This is a genomic window from Amycolatopsis echigonensis (assembly GCF_002846615.1).
Lineage (GTDB): Bacteria > Actinomycetota > Actinomycetes > Mycobacteriales > Pseudonocardiaceae > Amycolatopsis > Amycolatopsis echigonensis.
The window spans coordinates 214,647-236,800 of record NZ_PJMY01000001.1; the positions used below are offsets into that span (position 1 = coordinate 214,647).

The 22,154-nt window shown below is 67.6% G+C and carries 27 protein-coding genes, 1 tRNA gene and 1 pseudogene; 11 read left to right on the plus strand and 18 right to left on the minus strand.

Annotation, left to right across the window (positions count from 1 at the left end; translation table 11 throughout):
• Position 1: 1 nt before the first annotated feature.
• On the minus strand, positions 2–1,372 hold the full coding sequence (locus ATK30_RS00965; protein WP_101433828.1) for a purine-cytosine permease family protein: 1,371 nt from the start codon (positions 1,370–1,372) through the stop codon (positions 2–4).
• A 17-nt stretch (positions 1,373–1,389) separates the two neighbouring features.
• The gene (locus tag ATK30_RS00970; RefSeq protein ID WP_208637220.1) at positions 1,390–2,175 is read right to left on the minus strand and encodes a 5-oxoprolinase subunit PxpA; all 786 of its coding nucleotides are present in this window, start codon (positions 2,173–2,175) and stop codon (positions 1,390–1,392) included.
• A 120-nt stretch (positions 2,176–2,295) separates the two neighbouring features.
• Between ATK30_RS00970 and ATK30_RS00975 the strand changes: the two genes are divergently transcribed.
• Together ATK30_RS00975 and ATK30_RS45915 are read left to right on the plus strand one after the other, a co-directional pair.
• A complete protein-coding gene (locus ATK30_RS00975) occupies positions 2,296–3,204 on the plus strand; it encodes a LysR family transcriptional regulator (RefSeq protein ID WP_101433830.1) in 909 nt (302 codons plus the stop codon).
• 30 nt (positions 3,205–3,234) lie between these two features.
• Positions 3,235–3,387, plus strand: a complete 153-nt coding sequence (locus tag ATK30_RS45915) for a hypothetical protein (protein ID WP_244194471.1) — start codon at positions 3,235–3,237, stop codon at positions 3,385–3,387.
• 52 nt (positions 3,388–3,439) lie between these two features.
• Here ATK30_RS45915 and ATK30_RS00980 read toward each other — a convergent pair.
• The 3 genes and pseudogenes from ATK30_RS00980 to ATK30_RS00990 form a co-directional block, all read right to left on the minus strand.
• Positions 3,440–3,802: pseudogene (locus ATK30_RS00980) on the minus strand (transposase); the annotation flags it as partial.
• A gap of 49 nt (positions 3,803–3,851) precedes the next feature.
• A complete protein-coding gene (locus tag ATK30_RS00985) occupies positions 3,852–4,775 on the minus strand; it encodes an SDR family NAD(P)-dependent oxidoreductase (RefSeq protein WP_101433832.1) in 924 nt (307 codons plus the stop codon).
• Between the two features lie 7 nt (positions 4,776–4,782).
• Positions 4,783–5,580: an SDR family oxidoreductase gene (locus tag ATK30_RS00990; RefSeq protein WP_101433833.1), complete on the minus strand. Its 798-nt coding sequence runs from the start codon at positions 5,578–5,580 to the stop codon at positions 4,783–4,785.
• 134 nt (positions 5,581–5,714) lie between these two features.
• On the opposite strand from ATK30_RS00990, the gene ATK30_RS00995 reads away from it, so the two are divergent.
• Positions 5,715–6,287: a TetR/AcrR family transcriptional regulator gene (locus ATK30_RS00995; RefSeq protein ID WP_101433834.1), complete on the plus strand. Its 573-nt coding sequence runs from the start codon at positions 5,715–5,717 to the stop codon at positions 6,285–6,287.
• Between the two features lie 17 nt (positions 6,288–6,304).
• Here ATK30_RS00995 and ATK30_RS01000 read toward each other — a convergent pair whose 3' ends face one another.
• From ATK30_RS01000 to ATK30_RS01015, 4 genes are all read right to left on the minus strand, one after another.
• Positions 6,305–6,598 (minus strand): GntR family transcriptional regulator, encoded by a 294-nt coding sequence (locus ATK30_RS01000; RefSeq protein ID WP_158242424.1) that lies wholly within the window; start codon positions 6,596–6,598, stop codon positions 6,305–6,307.
• A gap of 390 nt (positions 6,599–6,988) precedes the next feature.
• Positions 6,989–7,540 carry a QsdR family transcriptional regulator gene (locus ATK30_RS01005; RefSeq protein WP_101433836.1) on the minus strand — a complete coding sequence of 184 codons (552 nt, stop codon included), beginning with the start codon at positions 7,538–7,540 and terminating at the stop codon, positions 6,989–6,991.
• The gene (locus ATK30_RS01010; protein ID WP_101433837.1) at positions 7,537–8,571 is read right to left on the minus strand and encodes a lipase family alpha/beta hydrolase; all 1,035 of its coding nucleotides are present in this window, start codon (positions 8,569–8,571) and stop codon (positions 7,537–7,539) included. The genes ATK30_RS01005 and ATK30_RS01010 overlap by 4 nt, the downstream gene beginning before the upstream one ends.
• Positions 8,572–8,961: 390 nt before the next feature.
• A complete protein-coding gene (locus ATK30_RS01015) occupies positions 8,962–9,507 on the minus strand; it encodes a hypothetical protein (protein WP_101433838.1) in 546 nt (181 codons plus the stop codon).
• 2 nt (positions 9,508–9,509) lie between these two features.
• Between ATK30_RS01015 and ATK30_RS01020 the strand changes: the two genes are divergently transcribed.
• Positions 9,510–9,722: a hypothetical protein gene (locus ATK30_RS01020; RefSeq protein ID WP_101433839.1), complete on the plus strand. Its 213-nt coding sequence runs from the start codon at positions 9,510–9,512 to the stop codon at positions 9,720–9,722.
• 7 nt (positions 9,723–9,729) lie between these two features.
• Positions 9,730–9,870 carry a hypothetical protein gene (locus ATK30_RS44945; RefSeq protein WP_158242425.1) on the plus strand — a complete coding sequence of 47 codons (141 nt, stop codon included), beginning with the start codon at positions 9,730–9,732 and terminating at the stop codon, positions 9,868–9,870.
• 13 nt (positions 9,871–9,883) lie between these two features.
• Here ATK30_RS44945 and ATK30_RS01025 read toward each other — a convergent pair whose 3' ends face one another.
• Together ATK30_RS01025 and ATK30_RS01030 are read right to left on the minus strand one after the other, a co-directional pair.
• The gene (locus ATK30_RS01025; protein ID WP_158242426.1) at positions 9,884–11,089 is read right to left on the minus strand and encodes a hypothetical protein; all 1,206 of its coding nucleotides are present in this window, start codon (positions 11,087–11,089) and stop codon (positions 9,884–9,886) included.
• A 19-nt stretch (positions 11,090–11,108) separates the two neighbouring features.
• Positions 11,109–11,615 carry a hypothetical protein gene (locus tag ATK30_RS01030; protein WP_101433841.1) on the minus strand — a complete coding sequence of 169 codons (507 nt, stop codon included), beginning with the start codon at positions 11,613–11,615 and terminating at the stop codon, positions 11,109–11,111.
• A gap of 339 nt (positions 11,616–11,954) precedes the next feature.
• Between ATK30_RS01030 and ATK30_RS01035 the strand changes: the two genes are divergently transcribed.
• Genes ATK30_RS01035 through ATK30_RS01045 form a run of 3 tightly spaced genes read left to right on the plus strand, consistent with a single transcriptional unit; the run spans position 11,955 to position 14,039 of the window.
• A complete protein-coding gene (locus ATK30_RS01035) occupies positions 11,955–12,911 on the plus strand; it encodes a 3-oxoacyl-[acyl-carrier-protein] synthase III C-terminal domain-containing protein (protein ID WP_158242427.1) in 957 nt (318 codons plus the stop codon).
• 56 nt (positions 12,912–12,967) lie between these two features.
• Positions 12,968–13,765, plus strand: coding sequence for a helix-turn-helix domain-containing protein (locus ATK30_RS01040; RefSeq protein ID WP_101433843.1), 798 nt, complete (start codon positions 12,968–12,970; stop codon positions 13,763–13,765).
• Positions 13,766–13,796: 31 nt separating this feature from the next.
• A complete protein-coding gene (locus tag ATK30_RS01045) occupies positions 13,797–14,039 on the plus strand; it encodes a hypothetical protein (protein WP_101433844.1) in 243 nt (80 codons plus the stop codon).
• Here the strand turns inward: ATK30_RS01045 and ATK30_RS01050 are convergent.
• Entirely contained in the window at positions 14,036–15,019 is a 984-nt protein-coding gene (locus ATK30_RS01050; RefSeq protein ID WP_101433845.1) for a tyrosine-type recombinase/integrase, read from the minus strand. The genes ATK30_RS01045 and ATK30_RS01050 overlap by 4 nt on opposite strands.
• Positions 15,020–15,152: 133 nt before the next feature.
• Positions 15,153–15,226, minus strand: a tRNA-Ile gene (locus ATK30_RS01055).
• 154 nt (positions 15,227–15,380) lie between these two features.
• Between ATK30_RS01055 and ATK30_RS01060 the strand changes: the two genes are divergently transcribed.
• Positions 15,381–15,641 (plus strand): hypothetical protein, encoded by a 261-nt coding sequence (locus ATK30_RS01060; protein WP_208637222.1) that lies wholly within the window; start codon positions 15,381–15,383, stop codon positions 15,639–15,641.
• 30 nt (positions 15,642–15,671) lie between these two features.
• On the opposite strand, the gene ATK30_RS01065 is transcribed toward ATK30_RS01060, so the two are convergent.
• Entirely contained in the window at positions 15,672–16,262 is a 591-nt protein-coding gene (locus tag ATK30_RS01065; protein WP_101433847.1) for a TetR/AcrR family transcriptional regulator, read from the minus strand.
• Positions 16,263–16,306: 44 nt separating this feature from the next.
• Between ATK30_RS01065 and ATK30_RS01070 the strand changes: the two genes are divergently transcribed.
• Positions 16,307–16,756 (plus strand): SRPBCC family protein, encoded by a 450-nt coding sequence (locus ATK30_RS01070; RefSeq protein WP_101433848.1) that lies wholly within the window; start codon positions 16,307–16,309, stop codon positions 16,754–16,756.
• A gap of 43 nt (positions 16,757–16,799) precedes the next feature.
• On the opposite strand, the gene infA is transcribed toward ATK30_RS01070, so the two are convergent.
• From infA to ATK30_RS01085, 3 genes are all read right to left on the minus strand, one after another.
• Positions 16,800–17,021: a translation initiation factor IF-1 gene (gene infA / locus ATK30_RS01075; RefSeq protein ID WP_037818449.1), complete on the minus strand. Its 222-nt coding sequence runs from the start codon at positions 17,019–17,021 to the stop codon at positions 16,800–16,802.
• Positions 17,011–17,802 (minus strand): GNAT family N-acetyltransferase, encoded by a 792-nt coding sequence (locus ATK30_RS01080; RefSeq protein WP_101433963.1) that lies wholly within the window; start codon positions 17,800–17,802, stop codon positions 17,011–17,013. The genes infA and ATK30_RS01080 overlap by 11 nt, the downstream gene beginning before the upstream one ends.
• Positions 17,803–17,992: 190 nt before the next feature.
• Positions 17,993–18,925, minus strand: a complete 933-nt coding sequence (locus ATK30_RS01085; protein ID WP_341867332.1) for an NADP-dependent oxidoreductase — start codon at positions 18,923–18,925, stop codon at positions 17,993–17,995.
• 185 nt (positions 18,926–19,110) lie between these two features.
• Between ATK30_RS01085 and soxR the strand changes: the two genes are divergently transcribed.
• Positions 19,111–19,563 (plus strand): redox-sensitive transcriptional activator SoxR, encoded by a 453-nt coding sequence (gene soxR, locus ATK30_RS01090; protein WP_101433849.1) that lies wholly within the window; start codon positions 19,111–19,113, stop codon positions 19,561–19,563.
• Between the two features lie 169 nt (positions 19,564–19,732).
• On the opposite strand, the gene ATK30_RS01095 is transcribed toward soxR, so the two are convergent.
• Positions 19,733–21,985 (minus strand): ATP-binding cassette domain-containing protein, encoded by a 2,253-nt coding sequence (locus tag ATK30_RS01095; RefSeq protein ID WP_167441796.1) that lies wholly within the window; start codon positions 21,983–21,985, stop codon positions 19,733–19,735.
• Positions 21,986–22,154: the final 169 nt, after the last annotated feature.

Below are 22,154 nucleotides of genomic sequence, written 5' to 3' on the forward strand. Positions count from 1 at the left end.
TTCAGACTACGGTGGGCTGGACGGCGGGTTCGAGGGTGGAAGTCGTGAACCATTGCGACCGGGCTCGCGGCAGCAATGCCGCGTACAGGCCGGCGGAGATGACGACGGTGGCCAGCGGGGCCCAGTCGGCGCCGAATCCGGTCAGCGTCATGACTAGCCCGAGGCCGGCGCCCACGACCCAGGCGCCAAGACCGGCCGGGTTGACAGCCGGGACTCGGTCGTGATCGACCTCGTCGCCGACCAGCCGCTTGTACGTGCCGGACAGGATGTGGACCATCGCGACGGCGACCCAGGCGGTGACGAAGATGCCCTGGTAGTTGAGGGCCAGGAGCAGGTAGCTGAAGACGTCGGTCAGGCTCATCATGATTAGCACTACCGTCCCGACGACCACGGCCCAGATGCCCTTGGCGAGCTTGATTCGCGCCGCCCGGTCGAAGAACGCCTGCATGTTGACGGTGGCCAGGTAGTAGTTGGCGCTGTTGATCCGGGTCTGCGTGACCCAGATGAACAGGAGCGCCGGAACGCCGCCGAGCACGACGATCAGCTGATCGACCACACCCGTCTCGGACACGGTGGCCACACCGCCCGCGTTGATCAGGAAGATCCCGACCAGACCGGACAGCAGCAGCGTGACCAGGTAGAACGGCATTCCGAAGTTGAACCAGCGGTGGTATCCGGCGTGCTTGCGCGCGCCGAAGCGGGCGAAGTCGACGGTGAACATCATCAGCACCCACACGCCCATGTACCCGACGTAGGCGTGCAGCCAGCCCCAGCTCGGGGCGCCGCCCTTCGGGACGAAGGTGGCCCAGTCGCCGGACCAGCCGTACTTGACGATCGTGAAGGTCACCGCTGCCCCGAGCCCGAGCAGGTAGAACGGCAGGAGCACGCCGTTGAGCTTGTCCAGGAAGTTCTGCACGCTGCCCAACACCAGCGGAACGCTGTACACCACAACGATGACCGCGGCGACGAAGTAGCTCAAGCCGGTGACCTTGTTCGCCGCCGTCGCGATGACCGACCCCTCGAAGATCGCGTAGTACATCGCCGTCAGCGAGAAGATCGCGGTGGCCACCAGCGCGCCGACCTTGCCGAACAGCACCCGCGAAATCAGCGCGACGCTCAATCCGGTCTTGATGGCGTACCGGGACAACACCCCGTTGATCAGGCCGTACGTGATGACACTGAGCACCATCGCGATGATCGTGTTGACCGAGCCGTACGCGACGGAGAGCGACGCGCCGAGGAAGATGTAGAACAGCGCGCTGCACACGCCCCACCAGGACATGGTCAGCGAGAACCGACCGGCTCTGGCGGTGTCGGGGATGGCATGGGTGGCGGTATCGACGCCTTCATCGGTGGACATCCTGCCTGGCATGACTCTCCTTTGTGAACCTATGCGGCCGGCGCCGGGGTCGGATCCGCGAACGATGAGACTTTGATGCCTTCTTCTGCGAGCGCACGTCGTGTGGCGACTATGAGGTCGTAGGCGCCGCGGGTGTCGCTGTGGATGCAGATGGATTCGAACGTCACCGGAACCGTGTTGCCGGTGACCGTGTGCACGACGCCCTTCCGGCAGGCCAGGCGGACCTTCTCGGCCGTCTCGGCGGGAGAGAGTGCGCCGACGTCCCTGGTGAACACAATCCGACCGTCGTCGCCGTAGTGCCGGTCGGCGTAGAACTCCCGGACGATGGGCTGCCCGTGCGACTTCGCGGCAGCTTCCAGCGCCGTGCCCGCCATGCACAGCACCGGCAGCTCCGGCGATGTCTTCCGTAGAGCCGTGACCAGGGCGTCCGAGAACTCGTCGTCTTCGGCGGCGTGCATGTACAGCGCGCCGTGGAGCTTGACGTGTTGCAGGCTGCGGCCGCGTCGTGCGGCGAATTCGCGGACGGCGCCGATCTGGTACAGGCAGTCGTTGACGAGCTCGTCGGCGGCGGCGGCGATGTGCCGCCTGCCGAAACCGACCAGGTCGCCGAAACCGGGATGTACGCCGATCCCAACCCCGTGCTCGATGGCCCTGTCGACGGCGACCGCGATGGAACTCGGGTCTCCCGCATGGAAACCCGCCGCGATGTTCGCCGAGCTGACCAGGGAAAACATCGAGGAGTCGACGTCGCCGCCGAACGTCCAGGCGCCGAAGCCCTCACCCATGTCGCAGTTGACGTCCACGGTGGTGATCACGAGTGCCTCACCTCGATTCGTTGTTGATGGACCGACGTTAAGCAGGGCACAATCCATAGGGAAGAACAAAACTTCGATGCCGCACTATCAGAAGATCAGATACCTATCCGAAAGGTCGCCATGCTGTCGGTCAATCAGCTGCGGTACTTCGTCGCCGTGGCGGAGGCGGGGCAGATCAGCGGGGCCGCCCGCGAACTCATGGTCTCCCAGTCGGCGGTGACGACGGCCGTCCAGGACCTCGAGCGCCATTTGCGGGAGGCCGTGTTCACCCGCGGCTCGCGGGGCGTCACGCTGACGCGCACCGGTGCGGCGCTGCTGCCCAAGGCGCGCGACATCCTGCAGATGCTCACCGAGGCGTCGCAGGTCACCGCGGTGCACGACGAGGTCGAAGGCACCGTGCGGGTCGGCGTGACCTACACCGTCATGGGGTACTTCGTCCCGGAACACCTCCATCGGATCCAGGCCCGTTTTCCCCGGCTGCGCATCAGGTGGGAGGAGCTGGATCGACCGCTGCTGCAGGAACGCGTGTCCAGCGGCGACCTCGATTTCGGGTTGCTGTTGACGTCCAATGTGGACGATCCGGCGCTCGCATCCGAGACCTTCGTTCACTCGCGACGACGCCTATGGCTGGCGCCGCGTCATCCGCTGGCCGACCAAGAAGAGATCCGCCTGAGCGATCTCTCCAACCACCCCTACGCGCTGCTGACCGTCGACGAAGCCGCACGCACCGCGGCGAGCTACTGGGGTCCACAATGGACAGATCTCGCTCCTGCGATCATGCTGGCGACCTCATCGATCGAGGCGATCCGCAGCATCGTCGCCAACGGCGACGCCGTCACCGTCCTGTCCGACATGGTGTACCGACCGTGGTCCCTGGAAGGCAAACGTATCGACACCCGTGTCCTCGACGACCACGTCCCTGACATGAGTGTCGGCCTCGTCTGGGAACGCGGTACCAGGTTCACTCCGGCCATGGCCGCCCTGCACGAGTACTTCCACCACGCATTCTTCTTGCCGACCCAGGTCTGATCGGCTACGACCCCGCACACCGGGCGAATCGTGTTCGACGCCGGGACCCGCGCAACGCTTCCCGACGAGAACGACCGGCTCGGGCTCCGCCGGATCATGGTCGTCGCCACCCCCGATCAAGCCGACCAGGCCCGCGACATCGCCGACCCGCTCGGCGCGGGCCTATCCCGTGATCCCGCTTGACTGCGTCCCAGTGCTGCCGCGCGACCAAGCGGAAGGTGTTGCGGACCAAGTGGACGATGCACGTCTGAACAACGGTTTGCGGCCATACGTTCGCGACAGTCCCGGGGAGGCCTTTGAGCCCGTCGCAGACGAGGAAGAACACGTCGAGGACGCACGGTTCTTCAGGTCGACCAGTACGCTCATCCAGAACTTCGCGCCTTCGCCGCCGACGCCCATCCACAGGCCCCAGGACGTCCTTCCGCCCGTCCACGGTGACGCCGATGGCCGCGTACACCGGCCGGTTGGCGACCTGGCCGTCGCGCACCTTGACGTGGATAGCGTCGATGAACACCGCCGCGTAGATCGCGTCGAGTGGACGGATCCGCAGGGCGTCCGCTAATTTCGATCCTGGCTCGGGCAGGTAGGTGACCAGCATCTGGTCGGGCGCACCAGGCGTCGGGTGGAGGTTCCGCTCGCCGCAGAGCTCACCGCGTGAAGGGACCCGTCAGCTCCTCGGCCACCTCCCAGAGCCGCCGTTCCCGTTCGGCGTCGTACGACTCCGCGGACGAGCGGGCCTCGCTAGTGCGGTCCACGTAGGACCCCGATCCCGCGGCGGTGCGTCCGAGGACGACGTCGGCGAGCTGCTGCCCGGCTTCCTGCTGCGTAGAGGCGATCGGAGTCAGGGTCGCCAGCGGCATGACCGCGCGCATGACGAACCGCACCGCCGCTCCCGCTTCGCGGCTGAGTCCGGTGCCGGGCACGAAACCCGGGTTGTAGGCGATCACATCGATTCCCGGCGGCAGCCGCCGCGCGTATTCGTGGACGAGGTGGACCGCGGCCAGTTTGCTGGTCGCATAAGCGATTCCACCTGCCGTCGTGCTCTCGGGCCTCGGGAACGCCGAGGTCCGCGCCATCCGCGCCGGGTCCTGCCACGACGGTCCGGGCATCATGCCCTTGTTGTGCCGGAAGTCGCCGAAGTGCGCGTCGCTGACCGTGATCACGATGCGCGACGGCGCCTCGAACCGGTCCTGCAGGCGCCGGACGAGGGCGTGGTTGGCCAGCACGTTGACGGCGAACGTCGCCTCGAACCCATCCGGGCTCTGCGTGACGTCGTCGGTGTACAGCAGGCCTGCGTTGCCGACCAGCCCGCGCAACGGCGGCAGGGTGCCTCCGTCGATCCTGTGCGCCACCTCGTCGGCGGCCCCGCGCACGCTGCCGAGCGACAGCAGGTCTGCCGGGATCGACGTCACAGCGTGCCCGTCGCGGCTGAGCTCCTCTGCCAGGCCCGCGCCCGCTCCACCCCGGGCCAGGAGCACGAGGTGGGTCTGCGGGCTGCCGGCGAGGATGCGCTCGGCGGCGACGCGGCCGAGCCCTCGCGTCGCGCCAGTCATGATTACCGTGTGTGACATGGCGGTCCTACGCGACCTTGACCGACCCGGCGTCGACCGCCCAGTTCGCGCCGGTCGCGCTCGGCATGGCGGGCGAGGCGAGCAGCAGCACGGCGCGGGCGATCTCGTCCGGCTCGATCAGGCGCCCGGTGGTCATGCCGAGGCCTGCGGGGAGGTCCCGCACGAGGTCGGCGCGCTCAACCCCGATCACCCGCGCCACCTGGGACATGTACCCGTCCTCACCCTCGATCGCGTAGGTCCTCGTCAGCGCGGGTGACACGGTGTTGGCCCGCACCCCCTGCGCGGCGACCCGCTCGGCCAGCTCACGCGAGAACCGCGTCAGCGCCGCCTTGGCCACCGCGTACGGCATCGGGGTGCTGCCGGGAGCACCGACGCGTCGAGCGCTGTCCGACCCGATGGTGACGATCGCACCTCGGGCCTCGGTCAGCGCCGGCAGGGCGGCCCGCGTGACCCGCACGGGAGCGTTGAGATTCAGGTCGAAGGCGTACTGCCAGACGCCGTCACCGCCGTCGAGGACGTCGCCGAGCGAGCCCTCGGGCAGGTCGCCGCCGCCGACGTTGTTGACGAGGACGTCGAGCCGCGGGTCGGCAGCGAGCACCGCCTCCACCATGCGAGCGGGCCCGTCCGGCTCAGACAGGTCGGCCGCCACGAAGGTGGCACCGGACTCGTCGAGCTCGGGGGTGCTGCGCCGCGACACCGCGGTGACCGAGGCCCCTTCGGCGAGGAAAGCCCGGACGACCGCGAGGCCGATGCCCTTACTGGCGCCGGTCACGAGCACGCGCTTGCCGGCCAGTTGCAGATCCATGATGTCCAACTCCGTGTGGGTGCGAGGACGAGGAGCGACCACGTTCGTATGACGTTGTCACATGAATGACATTACGGATTTGATGTGACAACGTCAAGCGAGTGGTCTGACGTTGTCATCTGTAAAATGCGCGCATGGTCAGCCGAGCCGAATCCGCCGCCGCCACTCGCCGCGCCCTGCTCGACTCGGCCACCGCACTGCTCGATGAGGGCGGCCCTGACGCGGTGACCCTGCGGGACGTGGGTGCACGGGCAGGCGTGAGCCGCGGTGCCCCCTACGGGCACTTCGCGGACAAGGAAACCCTGCTCTCCGCCATCGCGACCGAAGGCTGGGAGCGGCTCAGCGACGAGATCGCGGCGCAGACCGGCAGCCCGTCAAAGAGGCTACGGGGCGCCTTGGCTGCGCTCGTGGAGGTCGGCCGCCGCCACCCGCACCGCTACCGGCAGATGTTCGGTCCGCCGGCCGGCGAGGAGCCTGAGAGGGTCATCGACGCCTCGTGCCGGGCCCAGGAGGAGTTTTTGGCGATCGTGTCGGAGCTAGTGGACGAGCCCGACCTCCACCGCTTCGGAGGCTTGCTCTTCACCGGGGTCAGCGGCATCATCGCCGCGGAGCTGAGCGGCCACTTCGCCACCGGAAAGTGGCAGACCTCCGCCGACGAGCTGGTCGACACGCTCGTTACGCTCGTCGCGAGCGGGAACAGGTCCTAGTCACCTCAGCCGTGGCGCTACCCGCAGGCGATCTCGCCCGGCCCCTGCCCATTCCGAGTGGCGAACGTGCCGCATCCGAGGACGACGGTCACCACCCGTTCGTGACGCAGAGCTGTGATCGCCTTGGCCGCACTCGCCTTCGCGACGCCGTAGATCTCCGCCGATTTTCGCCCGCCGGCCAGCTTCGATCCTGCAGGTAGAGCACCAGATTCGATGTCGCGCCGGATGTCGTCGGCGATCTGCGCCCAGACGTACTCCGGCCCGTCGTGATCGATGCGGCCAGAGCGGTCATCCAGGACATGCAGTCGCACTGTGCGAGTTCCATCCTGCAATTACGCCTCAGTACCCATGGGTTCCTGGAGGTACCTATGGTGCGGCACTCGGGCCCCGTTCATCCATTTTTCCCTACTAGATTTACTTACCCGCTGCTCTCATGAAAAGCATCTTTCGACTAACTATATATCTAATATAACGTGCATTGACAACCTTCGGCACCCGGACATCTGACATCTCGAGAACACGAATCGGCTACGGGCAAATAAGCCGTGTCTCGGCCTGACCGCCGCGTTCACAAAAGCGAAACTCCCGGAGGTCTACCTTGCTTTCGACGGATCGGCTCCCCTGCCTCACAGACCTGTCTCCTGGCCCAGCATCGTTGTCGCGGTCGTGTGCCTCGGTAACGGCCGATCGACCGTGCTCGGTCAGCGCAGCAGGTAGTGCAGCGCTCGTTCGGCGCGGTCCGGATCTGGGGGTTCGCCGGTGATTGCGTCGGTGTAGACGAAGGATTCGGCGACGCGGACGCATAGATAGGCGAGATCGTGCACCCCGAGGTCGCCGGTGTTGAGCGCGCCTGCGTCCTGCTCAATGGTCATGAGTTCCTCGACCAGCGCGACCAGCCGCAGCTGGAAGGACTGCTCACTGCGAGTCAGCACCCGCAGCGCGGTTTCGGTCTCGTTCTTGAGGAAATAGCGCATTCCGGCATGCCCGAGTGTCTGCCGGACAAAGGTGGAGACGGCGTTGGCGATCCGTGTGCCACCCGATCCGGCAGCGGCGGCGTACGCGTTACGCATGGTCCGTTCGCCCAGTCCCCACACCACTTCGGCGAGAATGGTGTCGCGATTGCCGAGCCACCGGTAGATGGTCACGCGGTTGACGCCGAGCACCGCGGCGAGGTCGTTCACCTCCACCCGCTGGCCGGCGTTGAACGTCTTGAGCGCCACGCGCAGCGCGGCGTCGCGTCCGCTCGAGCTCACTTCGGGCAGCTCGCGGTGACATAGCAGGCCAGTGGGGGTTCGGCTGGCACTCGAGGCGCCTCGACCGTCAGCTGTGCAGCGACTTGCGCGGACAGTGTCACGAAGGTGGCCGGCCCGGAAACCGGGTTCACGCCGGGCATCAGCAGCTGCTTGCACACCGACGAGCCGACTCGCGACGGCACGGCGGGGCCAGGGTGGGTTAACGCGTCGAGGGCAAGCGCCGACGTGACCGGGTCCATCGTGCCGATGAGCAGATGTTCCGGCGCCGCAAGCGGGCAGACGTCCTGCACGGCGATGTTCGCGACGGTACCGCCGCCGCCGTGCAGCGACGAGGTGCCGTTGTCGTCGAGGTTGGGCTGCACGAACTCGTCGGTCCGGGAGTAGATCTCCGTGTAGCTGATCCCGGGGAACGTTTCCTCCCCGGAGTTGAGCGCCTGAACGAATCGCGAGTCCGCACGCTGTTGCCACAGCGCTGGCGCGCAGTTCGGGACACACAACGCGGGCACGAGCACCGAACCGTGATTAGTGGCGGCCATCCCGATCACGTCATCGACCATGCCGCGGGTGTCTGGCCAGAACCGCAGCGACCAGCGCATGATCATGCCGCCCTGGCTGTGCCCCATCACGGCAATCCGACGGCCGGCGAGCTTGTGCATCTCGCGGATCCCGTAGGTGACGTACTGCGCGCGCACCTGCATGTCCCCCATGTTGTAGGGGTCAGCGGGCGAATCCGAGGTGCAGTAAGGGACACCGAGCTTCCGAAACAGCGGCTCGTAGTTGAACCCGAAGTTCTGGTCGCTGTCCACCGTTGTGGCCGGCGTGAGCAGCACGGGTTCGCGGGTGGCATTGCGGACATCGGCGGTGCATCGCAGGCTTTTCGCCAACTCGGCCGCGGGGACCGTCAACGCGGGCCCCGGCTGATCGACGGGCGCGTAGCCGGTCGTCTGCGCGCCAGCGACGCCTCCACCCACGACGACCGTCAGCAGAACAGCTGCGGCGCAGGCGAAAAGGCTGCGTAGCGGTGAGCGCATAAGGGTCCTCTCGGCGGGCGCCGCCCCGTCGCGACGCTAATGCAACTAAAACACGATATGTTGCACCACGCAAGCCGCGCCCCCCGTCAGAGACCTGACGCAGACTGGCCCATATCTGCCGAGCCTCGCCGGCGAGGCAGTCCAAGGACAGCCTTCGAGTTCATGGCCGAGCATCCCGACCTCGCACTGCGGTACCAGGGTGCCTGGGCGGCCGAACTGGTTGCCATGGTCGGCAAGTTCGCCTTCAGTCCGCTCGCCGGCAGGCCCGGTACACTGGCTCGACTTCGCACCGTTGGGTGCTGTGCTCGACCCGTGCCGCCACGCCTGGGCTGTCGTCGGAGTCGCCTTGTGACAGGATCCCTGCAACGACATCTTTGCAACATTCAGCAGTCAGGATCCAGCGGACTCCGTGTTCCCGAACTCCATCCGGATTTGCTCAAGCAGCAGCTGCCCTGCCTCTCGGATCTGGTCAAGATCGATCAGTTCGAGAAGGTCGGTTTCTCCCTCGTCGAGCATCCTTTGCAGGTATCCGTTTGCCCACAAGATTCGATGGCAGTAGTTATCCGCCCTGGCCATGACGGGCTGCGAACTTATTACTCTCGTTGCCTGCCGAAGATCTTTGGCTTGCTGAACGATCTTCATGCTCGCCGTGCTTGGATACAGGTCGATCAGCCGGGTCCCCGCTCCGATAGCCTTTTCCAGCAGCCAGCGGTAATGAGCGTTGGTGTCATCAACCAACCGGGGTACCGCGGCGTACAGCTCGAAGCGAGCCGAGAAGAGCAGCTTGTCGCGCTCCACGTGACGGGCGTGTGCGTGCTCGGCCTTTTGCCGGCTGAGCGCTTGCCGGTTGGCCAGGATTGTGGTCCCGAAGTTGGCGATCAACCCGACGATCCCTCCACCGACAGCTGAAAAGATGACGACCCACAGTGGCTGCATCGATGCAACCTACCGGCGCAGCGAGCTGCACACGAGAAGCAATCGCCACGTTCCACGTCATCTTCACGACTGCCGGGTCGATCGTCGAATGCGACGTCGACGCGATGGATGCCGTCGAAGCGGCGCAGGCCGACCGCGCCGACGCGCCACACGACGGCGCGATCACGCACCTGCTTGTCCGCCTTCTCCGCGGCGACCACCTGGAAACGAGGTGAGAAATCCATGCCCGGTCCCGTGCCGAAGCGCTCCGAAGAGCTGATGGCGCACTCCACCAAGGCCCAGCTGGCCGCCGCCTGGAATCACTTGCTGACCCCCGAGCGACGGAACACCTCGCCCGCCGCTCGGTCAGCTCGCGCCGCGTGAACCGCAGGAGCGTTCAGGGCCAGGGCATGCCCCGACGCCCTGCGTGCACCGGCCGGGATCGGTGGCTGCTTCCCGCCATCTGGCGGTCACTGATCCCCTCACCCTTCGCCGATCCTCCCCCGCGCTGATATGAGGCTGTACGCCGAACCGTCCCGTTCCGCAGCACGAGCTTGGCCAACCTGGCGACCTGGGCACGTTGTGCCGCCACATCGACATCCAGCGGATCGTTCTCCACATCGAGGTTCAGCGGCTGAACCTCAGCGGGCATAGCCCGACCCCGGGGACGACACGCCCTCTTCACCGAGGCGCGCAGCTCGACAGCGTCAATGAACTCAGCTCGGTCCCGCCGGCCGAAGCCGACGGCCTCAGCGACCAGCACCGCCCTCTCGCGCACCCATCCGCAGTTCTGTTGCCGCGCAAGAAGGAGCGAATCGTAGATGTCGATGATTTCCCGGACCGGCACACCGCCAGCGTGAAGCCGGTCGGTCATCGCTCTCCGGATCGGCTCGACATAGCGCCACAACCGCCGAACTCGCACGTTCTCCAGTCTTCTGCGCACATCCTCGACGAACCCCACGGCTTCGCCGAAACACGAACCAGCCGCGATCAGGAGTCCGCCGGCACTCTGCACCACGAGGCCACGCCCAGCGCTGCCACCGGTCAGGTCCGGCCCTCCCGTGACGGCGACCAGGCTCGCCACGACTCCCGCAGTGCAGACCAGGCAGCCAGCAATCGTCAGAGCGCCCGCCTTGCACACCCGCCACGGTGCTTGTCGCACGACCATCCGGATCCGCACCGTGAACGCCGCGAACGCAACACCCGGGACAGCACCGCCGATCCACGCAATGGCCGCCAGCAGCTCAGTCCCTGCGCGCGGGCGCGGTCCGCCGAACGCAAGCCAGGCGAGCGCGCAGGTGCCAACGGCGACGACCGCCAGGGCGTACCTCAGCCGCAACCAAGCCCATCCGCTGAGTTCAAGGAGGCCGACCGACCCGATCACGGTTCCCAGCGAGCACGCCCCCCGCACGAAAATCGCCAAGTTCGGCACACCGGTCGCCTCGGTCGTCACCGTGGCGGTCGCTGGTGCCCTGAGCGCCAGCGACACACCGAACAAGACCAGCATCGTCCCGAGATGCAGCTTCCCTCGCGCATGACAGTGCCGAGCAAACACGATCAGCGTCCGGACGCCTTCCGCAGTGACTAACAAAGCCGCCGTCAACGCAACCCATCCGTGCTGTTCAGGCATTCGCATCGCGCAGGTCCGCCGCGGCGGCGAACGTCTTGCCCAATGCCGCGCACGCGCGGTTCTCACCGGAGCGGTTTCTGTCCAGAGCGTGCGCATCGACTCGCTCGGCTAGTTGATAGGCGAACTCCTCCGCCATAAACTCGTCGGCTTCGCAGCGGCGCGGGTCCGCAACCGGCAAGCACGGGCCGGCCACCTCAGCGTCCTCAAGAAGGATGTGTCCGAGTTCGTGAAAGTGGATGTGCCGGGCATGTCCGCGCTCGACGTCGCGGATCACGACGATGTAGTCCGCGGTCTCGGTTCTCAGCAGCATGCCGGTGGGCATGGTCCCCTTCAGATCGCCGCGCATCAATCGGATGGGCTTGTCGCGGAGTCTGTTGAGTCGGTCGACCAAGGCGTTCATGCTGAACGGCCGCGGGATCGGAATTCCGCTGACGATTCTCGCAACGTCCGCAATGACGTTTGGTTCCAGGCTGGACTCTTCCGCTCGCTTCGCGCGCATTCCCCGTCCTTCTGAAGTCGGCCCGGACGGCCGATTTCCCCTTCGCGGCGAGGCTTGGGGCGGCGGCCTGCTCCTGGCCTCCGACCCAAGCCGCGACTGCCGCCCGTCACGCTCGACGAAATCGCCGCACTGGCAGGCATCACAACTCGTCAACTCCGCGCCTACTACACCTCCGTCGCAGCCATCGAAGCGGACCTGGACGCCGAAGAAAGGTCCTGACATGAAATGGCCCTCGCTCCACGGCGCGGAATCGGCGCAGCCCTCGGCGAGCTCGTACCTGTAGCCGGCGAACACCCCACCGGCCAACGATCCATCTCGATCGCACACCGAGCCACCGGAATGGACCTCGCCGTCCGAGCAGGCAACGGCGCCCTGTCAGTGCTCGCCCAAGTCGCCCCTGCGCCACTGCCCGTCCCAGAACTCCACCTGCACAGCGCGATTTGGCGCGGCAGCCGCGGAATCGACTTCTGGTCACGCGCCAACTACGTCCGAGCCAGACTCGGCCTCCCCGCCGGCCCCGGCATCGCCGCCGAACTCAACGCCATGTCCAACTCGCTCGTCGGCGGCATCGACCTCGCCGCCCGCATCCTCTCCGGCAGCCCCGACGTTGACCACATCATGCTCACCGGTGGAGAAGTCTTCGGACCACCCGCCTTCGACCACCTCAGCGCCGACCACGGCATCGCCTACGGAGACGGCGGATCAGCCCTGATCCTCGGCCGCCGTCCCGGCCTGGCCCAGGTCCTCGCCACCTCGTCCTACACCGACCCCAGCCTCGAACAACTCCACCGCGGACACCACCGCTTCCTCCCCGCCGGCACCACCGAACCGGGCCCAGAACGCATCCGCGAACGAAAACGCCAATACGTCACCGCCGTCGGCACGGACTCCATCAACACCCGCAACGCCCACGGCATCCGCACCGTCATGAAACACGCCCTCGCAGACGCCGAACTCACTGCCGACCAGCTGGTTTGGATCCTCCTGCCCCACTACGGACACCAACTGCTCGACACCCACTGCCTGCAACCCCTCGGCATCAACGCCGACCGCACCCTCCGAGACGCGGGCAACCAGTGGGGACGTCTCGGCCCCAACGACCAGATCGTCGGCCTCACCCACCTGCTCGCCCGCGACGCCGTCCGCCCCGGCGACCACCTCGCCCTGATCGGCATCGGCATCGGCATGACCTGGACCGCCGCAATCATCCGCATCGACAGCATCCCGACCTCCCTCCGAGCACAAGCACCTCCGCTCGCGCATCCCTGGCGCAACAAGACGTCACAGTCCACTTGACCCTTGTTCGCGCGGTGCCGCACAGCACCCCGCGTGCGACTCCAGGCAGGCAGGTCATGAGCATCGAAGCCATCAACTGGGCGCTCCGCGACGCCCCGATCCCCGACGACCGACGGGACTCCTCCAGCCTCGCCATCGTCCTCATCGGCCTGGCCAATCACGCCGATCCCGACGGCCGCAACGCCTTCCCGTCCTTAGCCACCCTCGCCCGCTACACCCGGCTCTCCGAACGCTCTGTCCGCTACGCACTACGGCATCTGCAGCACCTCGGCCTGATCGCACCAGCCGACCCAGGCATCGTCGCAGCCCACGTCCGCCGCGCCGACCGCCGTCCGAACGGCTACGACCTGTCCATGACGACTGAGCCTCGGCAGACAGCAAGCGACGATCTGCCGCCGACTGACCGGGGGCAGCGACTGCCCCCGGTCAGTCGGCACGAGGGGCAAAACACGACCGCACGGGCGGCAAACAACGCCGCGGCGAGAGGCAAACACTGCCCCCGAAACATCCCTAAACCATCCATGAACCGCCCGAACCCGCGCACGAACCTGCGCAGCGAACCGATCAGGCCGGTGCCGCCGCCCTGTGGCCAGTGCGACGCCCGTCCTGGCGATCCGATCGGGACACGCTCCACCACCGACTGCGATGGCAACGTCCGGCGCTGTCCGCTGTGCCATCCAGCCGAGATCCAGCGCCGCGACGCTGAGTGTGGTCCCGCCGACGATCTCGTCAATCACTCCTCAGCTCGCCGATCGCGCGTGGCAAGGGTCGTGAACGCCAGCACGGCCGACCGCGGCAAACGCCCTCCCTCAGTCACGTCCGTTCCGATCGGAGGGCCATATGGGCAGCCGTGAAACCGAGGGACTAACGCCCGTTCAGCGATCGATGCGCGCCCGCGCCGCCGCCCACGTCTCCTGGTCACGCACCACAGACCGGGCAGCTCGAACCGCGCCTGCCCGGAAGGCCGCGCTGGACCGCTTCGAGCGGATGGTCGATCCGGACGGGGTTCTGGACGACGAGGCGCGGCGGAAACAGGCCCTCGCAGCCAAGCGCGCGTACTTCCAGCAGCTGGCCTACCGCAGCTCTCGCGCTCGCGGGCGCAGTCACGGCGGGGCCGCCGGAGGCTAGAGGAGCGCCCCGACGAGGTTCAGCTTCCGGTGCGCCGCCTGCGCCCGTTCGTCCGCCGCGGAGGCCCCGTAGCGTTCGAGCATCTGGCGGCTGCGCCAGCCCGCGATCCGCATGATCGCCTCGTCGCTCATGCCCGCCAGCTTGCACCGGTGCGCCCACGTGTGCCGGAAGAGGTGCGGAAAGACCGGGCCGATGCCTGCCTGCTCCGCTCGGCGGTCGAGCATCGACCGGATACCCCACTCGTTCAGCGCGCCATAGCGGCCGAGCCACGCCGCGACGGTCCTCCTGCCGTACGGATGGCGTATGCGGGAGCGGAAGTAGCGTCGGAGCGCCTCTGCGGTTGCCGGGTTGAACGGCACGTCGCGAGCCCGACGGCCCTTCCCCAGAACGCGGACGACATCGACGTCGAAATCGAAGCTGCCACGTTCCTGCTCCGCCGGGTTTGCCACCGTCAACAGCGACAGTTCGCCGACCCGGACGCCGCAGTCGATCAGCACCAGAATGATCGCCCGGTCCCGCAGTTCGGCGAATCCTTTCCCTTTCGTGGTGGCCAGCAGCTTCTTCAGCTCGTTTTCCCGCAGAACCGTCGGTGGATTATCCGGGACGTGCGGAACCTCCATTTTGTAGAACGGGGACAACTCGACAATTTCTTCCACGTCGTCGAGCCAGCGCCAGAACTGCTGCAGGTGCCGATACTGCTTGGCGATGTAACTGTGCGACAGCGACTCTCCGGTGCGGAAATTCGGCCGCTGGCGAAGGTACTCGAAATACCGCTCCAGCTCCCGGCGGCCGATTTCAGGGGCCAGCATCGGCATGTTCTCGTCGTCGAGGTAGTTGACCAGCATGGCCACGCTGTCGAGGTAGGCGTCGATCGTCGAGTCGGCGCGGTTCTTGGCCCTCAGGTGCGTCCTCCAGTCCGAGACGAGCTCCCTGATGTCATCGGGCTCCAGCACCTCCAGCGGTGCCTCAACGGCGGTCATGAAAACAGGCTTACTCGAACAATCCCTTGGGTTACCAGCGCTGTGCTCGCCTCCAGCGCCCCGAGAAGCCTCGATTCAAGATCGTTTTCGAGGACGTTTCCGCAGGTCAGACCCTATACAAGGGGAGGTAGAGTGGGCCGGGTCGGGCTCGAACCGACGGCCAAGGGATTATGAGTCCCCTGCTCTAACCAACTGAGCTACCGGCCCCTGGGTTCGCTTCCGCAGGTCGATCCCCCCAGTTCGAGTCAACTTAGCACAGGCCCCGCGCGGGCCGGGGGCGTAGGCCGATCGGGTCGAGACCCCTCGTGCGGGCCTCCGGTCGCCTAGATTGCAGGGGGTCGGGTCCCGAGAGGAGGCCGCCATGACCATGCCCGGCCGGGTTCCGCTCGCGCTTCTCGACGCTCTCGCCGCCGGGCTCGGACTGGGCTATCTTGCCCGCGACTATCGCGACGCCCTGGTTTCGCACGGGCCGGCCTGGTCGATCGCCGCGGTTGTCGGGATTGCGGTAATCGTGGTGGCATGTCGCGGATACCGCGTCCTTCGCAGCACGAGCACCCGCATGGAGGCGATAATCGCGGACGAACTGTCCCGGCGTAAGCCGTCGCCTCGGCCTCGGCGGTGAGTGCGGGATCCGTTGCGGCCACGAGAGAAATCACCTGCCTAGCTCAATGATGGCACCGTACAAGCCGGGGGCGAGCGCGTCGGCGAGACCGCCCGGCGGCACTGCCTCGCGAAGAAGGTGCAACCAGGCGAAAACCGAACCCAGCAGCATCGCGTGCACTACCGGCACCTCGGGTCGCCGGGCCAGTTCGCCGCGGGCGATCGCGCGGTCGAGCACTTCGGCCAGGTACGCCCGTTCCCGGATCAGGAACAGTTCGCCAAGCCGGGCCGTGGGGCCGTCCTCGGCGCGGAGGTCGGCAAGCAGGCCGGGCAAGGCGTTTCGCACCTGTGGTCCGTCCAAAGCGGACTGAATGTCGGCGAGAACGCTTGCTACGTCACCACGCAGAGTGCCGGTGTCGTGCGGTGCCGCGATCGCGTCATCGTGCACGACTGCGGCGAAGACGAGTTCCGCTTTGGACTTCCAGCGCCGGTACAGAGCCGCCTTGCCGACGCCGGCGCGCGCGGCGATCGCGTCGACCGTGCACCGCTGGTAGCCGACCTCCTCCAGCAGCTCGTTGACCGCGGCCCGCACTGCCGCGTCGATTCCCTGCTCACGCGGCCGTCCGCGCCGGTTGGGCGTCATGGCCCACAGTTTACGAGACTGGCAGTTCCGTATATCTTCGGGGCATGACCTGGGACAAAACCTCCGCCCACACCCTCGCCGTCGACCCGGCCGCGCTGTGGGACGTCCTTGCCGACGTCGAGAACTGGCCGCGCTGGGACCCGGACGTCGCGCGCGTCGTGCTGCACGGACCGGCCGCTGCCGGTTCGACCGGATTCCTTTACCCCAGCGGCGGACTCCGCGGCAGCGTGCACGCGAAGCTCGCGAAGGACTTCACCTTCACGAGCTGGCGGCCCGGACGCGAACTCGGGCTCTGCCAGCCTGTGCCGTTCGGGAAGATGGACCTCCGGCTGAGCGTCGCGGCCGCCGCCGGCGGCGCCGAACTGACCCAGCGCGTCGTCCTCGACACCCCGCTGCGGGCGGTCATGGTGCGGATCATCGCTGGCGACATCGTGGCGAACTTCGGCCGGAAGTGCGCCGCGCTGACCCGGCTCGCCGCCGCGAAAGCGAGCTGACTCGCCCTTGCGGCCCCGGCCGGGACCGCAAGGGCGGACCGGGCTAGTTCCGGTACCGGAACAGGATCCGGCCCCGGTCGAGGTCGTACGGGCTCAGCTCCACCAGGACCCGGTCGAACGGCACGATCTTGATGAAGTTCTTCCTGATCTTGCCGCTGATGTGGGCCAGCACGTGGTGCCCGTTCGCCAGTTCGACGGTGAACCGGGCGTCGCGCAGGCACTCGACCACGGTTCCCTCGACTTCGATCCCGCCCTTACCGGCCATGGCGCATCAGCTCCACCGCGCTGTTCGCCCGCCGCGCGCCGATGCCCTCGAACAGCGCCGTCGCCGCTGCGTTGGCCTCGTTCACCTCGGCGGATGCCGTCGGGATGCCCGCTTGGCGCAGGACGTCGAGCGTGTGGGTCAACAACCCGCGCGCGATGCCGCGGCGGCGCCGATCAGCACGGACGGCGATGAGCCCGATCCGAGGCAGGCGCGTCACCTGAACCACCCGGACCAGGCCCACGTACTCGCCCTCCTCGACCGCCACGGCGTACTTCGACGGGTCCACGATGGTGTCGCCAGCCGCGCGAGGCAGCACCTCGGCTGGCATCTCCGACCAGCCGACAGTCGCCTCGACCTCGGCGCGAATGACGCGGTCGAGCTCGCGCAACGGACCCTCGTCAGCGGATCCGGCGGGCACGAACGCGACGCCCGACGGCAGCCCGACCGGTCCGGTGACCTGCGGGTCTGTGGGCGCGACGTACTCCCACTCGCGCCGCCGGACCGTCAGGCCGGCCCGCTGCCAGCCGTCCAGCAGTTCGCGGTCGGTTTCGTCGACCACGGTGTGCACGGGGTCCGGCAGCGCGGCCAGCATCTCGCGGGCGAGCTGGTCGAAGACGGAGCGGTGCCAGGCGTCGACGCTGAGGAAAACCCGTCCGTCTGGCCGGGTCGTGGCCTCGCCGCGACCGGCGACCCGGCCGTCGTCCAGTGCCTGCCATAGTCCCGGTCCGAGCCGGGTGATGTTCACCGCGGGTTCGCCCGCGGTGAAACGCAGAGTGTCCATGATGGTCACCTTTCGGAGTGCCTTCGCTCAAGGCGCTCCTGGCAACCCCTACGTCAGTCGCCCGACCGTGACGACACGGGGAGCACCCACATCGAAACAGCGTTCATGGGTCTCACCTCCTGGCGTCGAGTCACGGTCGAGGCGAACCATAACGACGCGCTCCGGCCCCGTCCACCGAATTAACTTCTCCTCAGCCGATCCGCAGCACCACCTTGCCGCGACCGTGTCCGACGGCCACCTCGCGATGGGCGTTCGCCGCGTCGTCGAGCGAATACTCCGACCGGACGGTCACCCGCAGGTCTCCTCGCGCGCACAGGTCCAGCAGTTCGCGGAGCCGCCGGGCGGACCGGTCGCTGGTGAGCCACTGCGCCCCGAGTTCCGAGGCCAGCGGAGGCTCCACAATGGACCCGATCCGTCCGCGATCAGCCACCAGTTCCGCTGCGATGCGAAGGTTCCCGTGTCCAGCGGTATCGAAAGCGAGGTCGATCCCGTCTGGAGCGGCTTCGCGGAGACGGTCGAGCTCGCCTTCGCCGTACACCACTGGTATGGCACCGAGCGCGCGGAGATATTCCTGGTTCTGCTCGCTGCCGGTCCCGATCACCCGCAGCCCGCGGAGACGCGCCAGCTGGACCGCCATCGAGCCGACGCCGCCGGCCGCGCCGTGAATCAGAATCGTCTCGCCGGACTTGGCGCCGAGCCGCTCAAACGCGGTGTGCGCAGTCTGCCCGGAAGCCGACAATGCGCCCGCTGTCAGCCAATCGACGTTCTCGGGCTTGACGACGACTTGGCTGGCCGGGACAGCGAGGTACTCGGCGTAGCAGCCCAGTACGCGGAATCCGGCAACCTGTTGTCCTGTCTCGAATTCGGCCACTCCCGCGCCGACCTGGACGATCGTCCCGGCGAACTCGTTGCCCAGGATCTGCGGGAATTCGATGGTCGCGCCCGGCGGCGTCCAGCCGTCCCGGATCGCGACGTCGGTCGGCTGAACGCCGGCGGTCTCGACGCGTACCAGCACTTCTCCCGGCTTCGCGACCGGCGTCGGCAATTTATGGACCGTCAGCCGTTCCGCGGGCCCGAACTCGTCGATCGCCGCAGCGCGCATCACCGTCGGAATCTCGGACATCACACCACCGCCTTCGCTGCCGAGCGGACGAATTCCGCCATTTCCGCAACGCTTTGCGCCGCCCCTACCTGCAGGGTCGTAGTCGTCACAAAATCCCCTTCACGCGCGATCCTCGCCGCCGGCTGGGCGGTGCTTACAGTGGACTTCATCAAGCGGACTTGATGTCAAGCACGGAAAGAGCTGCCATGCCCCAGATCACGCGCGAGGTCGTCTGGCTGAAGCCGGGACAGATCGCCGAACGCGCCGGTGTCAGCGTCCCGACGCTGCACTATTACGAAAGCCGCGGGCTCATCGCGAGCAGGCGCACGAGCGGCAACCGGCGCGAGTACCGGCGGGACACGCTGCGCATGATCGCCTTCATCCGGACCGCGCAGCGGGTCGGGGTGTCGCTGGAAGAGATCAAGGAAGCGCTCGCCGAACTGCCGGACCAGCGGATCCCGACCAAACGCGACTGGGCGCGCATCTCCCGCCGCTGGCACGACCGCCTCACCGCGCGGATCGAGGAACTGACCGCGTTGCGCGACCGGTTCACCGACTGCATCGGCTGCGGGTGCCTGTCGCTGAAATCCTGCCCGTATTCGAATCCGGACGACGTTCTCGGGCAAGGTGGTGCGGGGGCTCGGCGGTTTCCGCATTAGCTCCCCGCCGGCGTTTCGCGAGCCCTGAGGGAATCAGAGTCGGTGAAGGCGGCTCACGGGAGGTGAGCTGGCCGTCGCTGCTCGCGGATGGCTCATGCGGCCCTTGGCCCACGACGAGGTCGAGCCGCTGGGGCGGCCCGGTCAGCTTGGCCGCGGTGAATGGGCCGTCCTAACCGCCGAGTGCGGCCCGGAAGTACCGTCCCGTCGCGCCGTCATGCTCGGCGAGTCCCTTCGGCGTGCCGGTGTAGAGCACCTGCCCGCCGTTCTCGCCGGCACCGGGGCCCAGGTCGAGCACCCAGTCCGCCGCGGCGACGACGTGCAGCGAATGTTCGACGACCACGAGCGTCCGGCCCTCGTCGACCAGCCGGTCCAGGAGCGCGACCATCCGCGTGGTGTCGCTGGGATGCAGGCCCGCGGTGGGTTCGTCGACGAGCAGGTCGTCGCTGGTCGAGTCGAGCTGGCGGGCGAGTTTCAGCCGTTGCCGCTCGCCGCCCGACAGCGTGTCGAGCGTGCGGCCGCTCGCCAGGTGCCCGAGACCCAGTTCGCCGAGCAGCGCGGCCAGCCGGACCACGTCCGGATGCGGCACGTACCGGGCCAGCGCCGACACCGGCGTGTCCAGCACTTCGAGCACCGTGCGCCCCTCAAGCCGCGTTTCCAGTGCCTCCGCACGGAATCCGGTCGCGTCGCACTCCTCGCACGGCGTGTCGACGTCCTCCAGGAACGCCAGGTCGGTCCGCCGCACGCCGGTGCCGCGGCAGGCCGGGCACCCGCCCTGCGAACGCGGGTTGAACAGCTTCGGCGACTCGCCGCTCGCCTCGGCGAACGCGCGCTGCACCGGATCGGCCAGTCCGAGCCAGGTGCCGACCGTCGACCGCCCCGTCGCGACGATCTGGCTCTGGTCGACGACAGTGAACCGCGGGTGCCGCTCGGCGAGTTCGCCCGCCAGCGTCGACTTCCCGGACCCGGCCACCCCGGTGATCACGGTGAGCACGCCAGTCGGCACGTCGACGTCGATATCGCGCAGCGTGTGCCGGTCCAACCCGCGCAACGGCAGCCAGCCGGTGGGCTCTCGCAGCGTGTCCTTGAGCCGGACGCCGGTGCGCAACGCTCGCGCGGTCGTCGTGTCGGCCTTCCGCAACTCCGCCGGCGGACCGTGAAACACGACGCGTCCGCCCGCTTCTCCGGCTCCTGGCCCCAGGTCGATCACGTGATCCGCGGCGACCATCACCGCTTCGTGGTGATCCACCACCAGCACCGTGTTGCCATGATCACGCAACCGCCGCAGTACATCAACCAGGGACGCGACGTCGGCCGGATGCAGCCCGTCCGTCGGTTCGTCGAGGACGTAGGTGAGGTCGGTGAGGCTGGATCCCAGGTGCCGCACCAGTTTCAGCCGCTGCGACTCGCCGCCGGACAACGTCGGTGTCGCGCGGTAGCAGTGCAGATGCCCGAGGCCGAGCGTGATCATCGATTCCAGCCGCAACCGCAGCGCGGCCACCAGCGGACGCGCCCACTCGTGGTCCAACCCGGCGCAGAATTCCAGCAACCCCGCCGCGTCGCGATATCCGAGGTCCACAATGGACACGCCGTTGATCCGGCTCTCCCGCGCGGCCGGGGCGAGCCTGCTGCCGTCGCAGTCCGGGCACGGCCGCTGCCGGGTCACCTCGGCCAATGCTGCCCGCACCGCCGGTCCCGGCTTGGCTTCGCGTTCCACGAGCAACCGCCGGATCCGCGGGACCATCGACTGGTACTTGGCGCTGGCCGGGAACCGGGGCAACGGATTCGGCGGCTTCTGCGTCGGTCCGTGCAGCAGGAACTGCACCAGTTCCTCAGGCCATTCCCGCAACGGCAGGTCGTTGTCGAAGAATCCCGAGTAGACATAACGCTTCCAGATCCAGCTGCCGACCGCGAAACTGGGGAAGACCATCGCCCCGTCGTTGAGCGAACGGCTGCGGTCGATCATCCGCTCGCCGTCGATGTCGGTGACCGTGCCGAGCCCCGCGCAGGCCGGGCACATGCCGGACGGATCGTTGAACGAGTACGCCGGCGAATAGCCCGCGGACGGTTCGCCCAGGCGGGAGAACAGCATCCGCAGCATCGTCCACACCTCGGTGGCGGTGCCGACCGTCGACCGCGAATTCGTCCCGAGCGGCCGCTGATCCACCACGACGACGGTGGTCAGCCCGCTGAGCGAACTGGCCTCGGGCGCCGGATCGTGCGGCAGTTTGGTCCGGACGAACGCGGGCATTGTCGAGTACAACTGCCGCCGCGACTCGGCCGCCAGCGTCGCGAACGCCAGCGACGACTTGCCGGACCCCGACACTCCGGTGACCGCGACCAGCTGGTGCTTCGGGATGTCGACGTCCACATCGGCCAGGTTGTGAGTGCGCACACCGCGGAGGCTGATCAGGTTCGACGGCATGTCTCGCAGCCTACGTCCCGGAGGGGATCCGGCTCGGATGGGTTGCGCCGGATCGCGGACTGGCGGGTTTCGACGGGCTCGTAAGTTTCCGCGGACTCGCGGGCTTCCTCGGACTCGCGGGTTTCGGCGAGCCGCGATGAGTAGTGGCACGTTTCGAAATCTTGGGCGA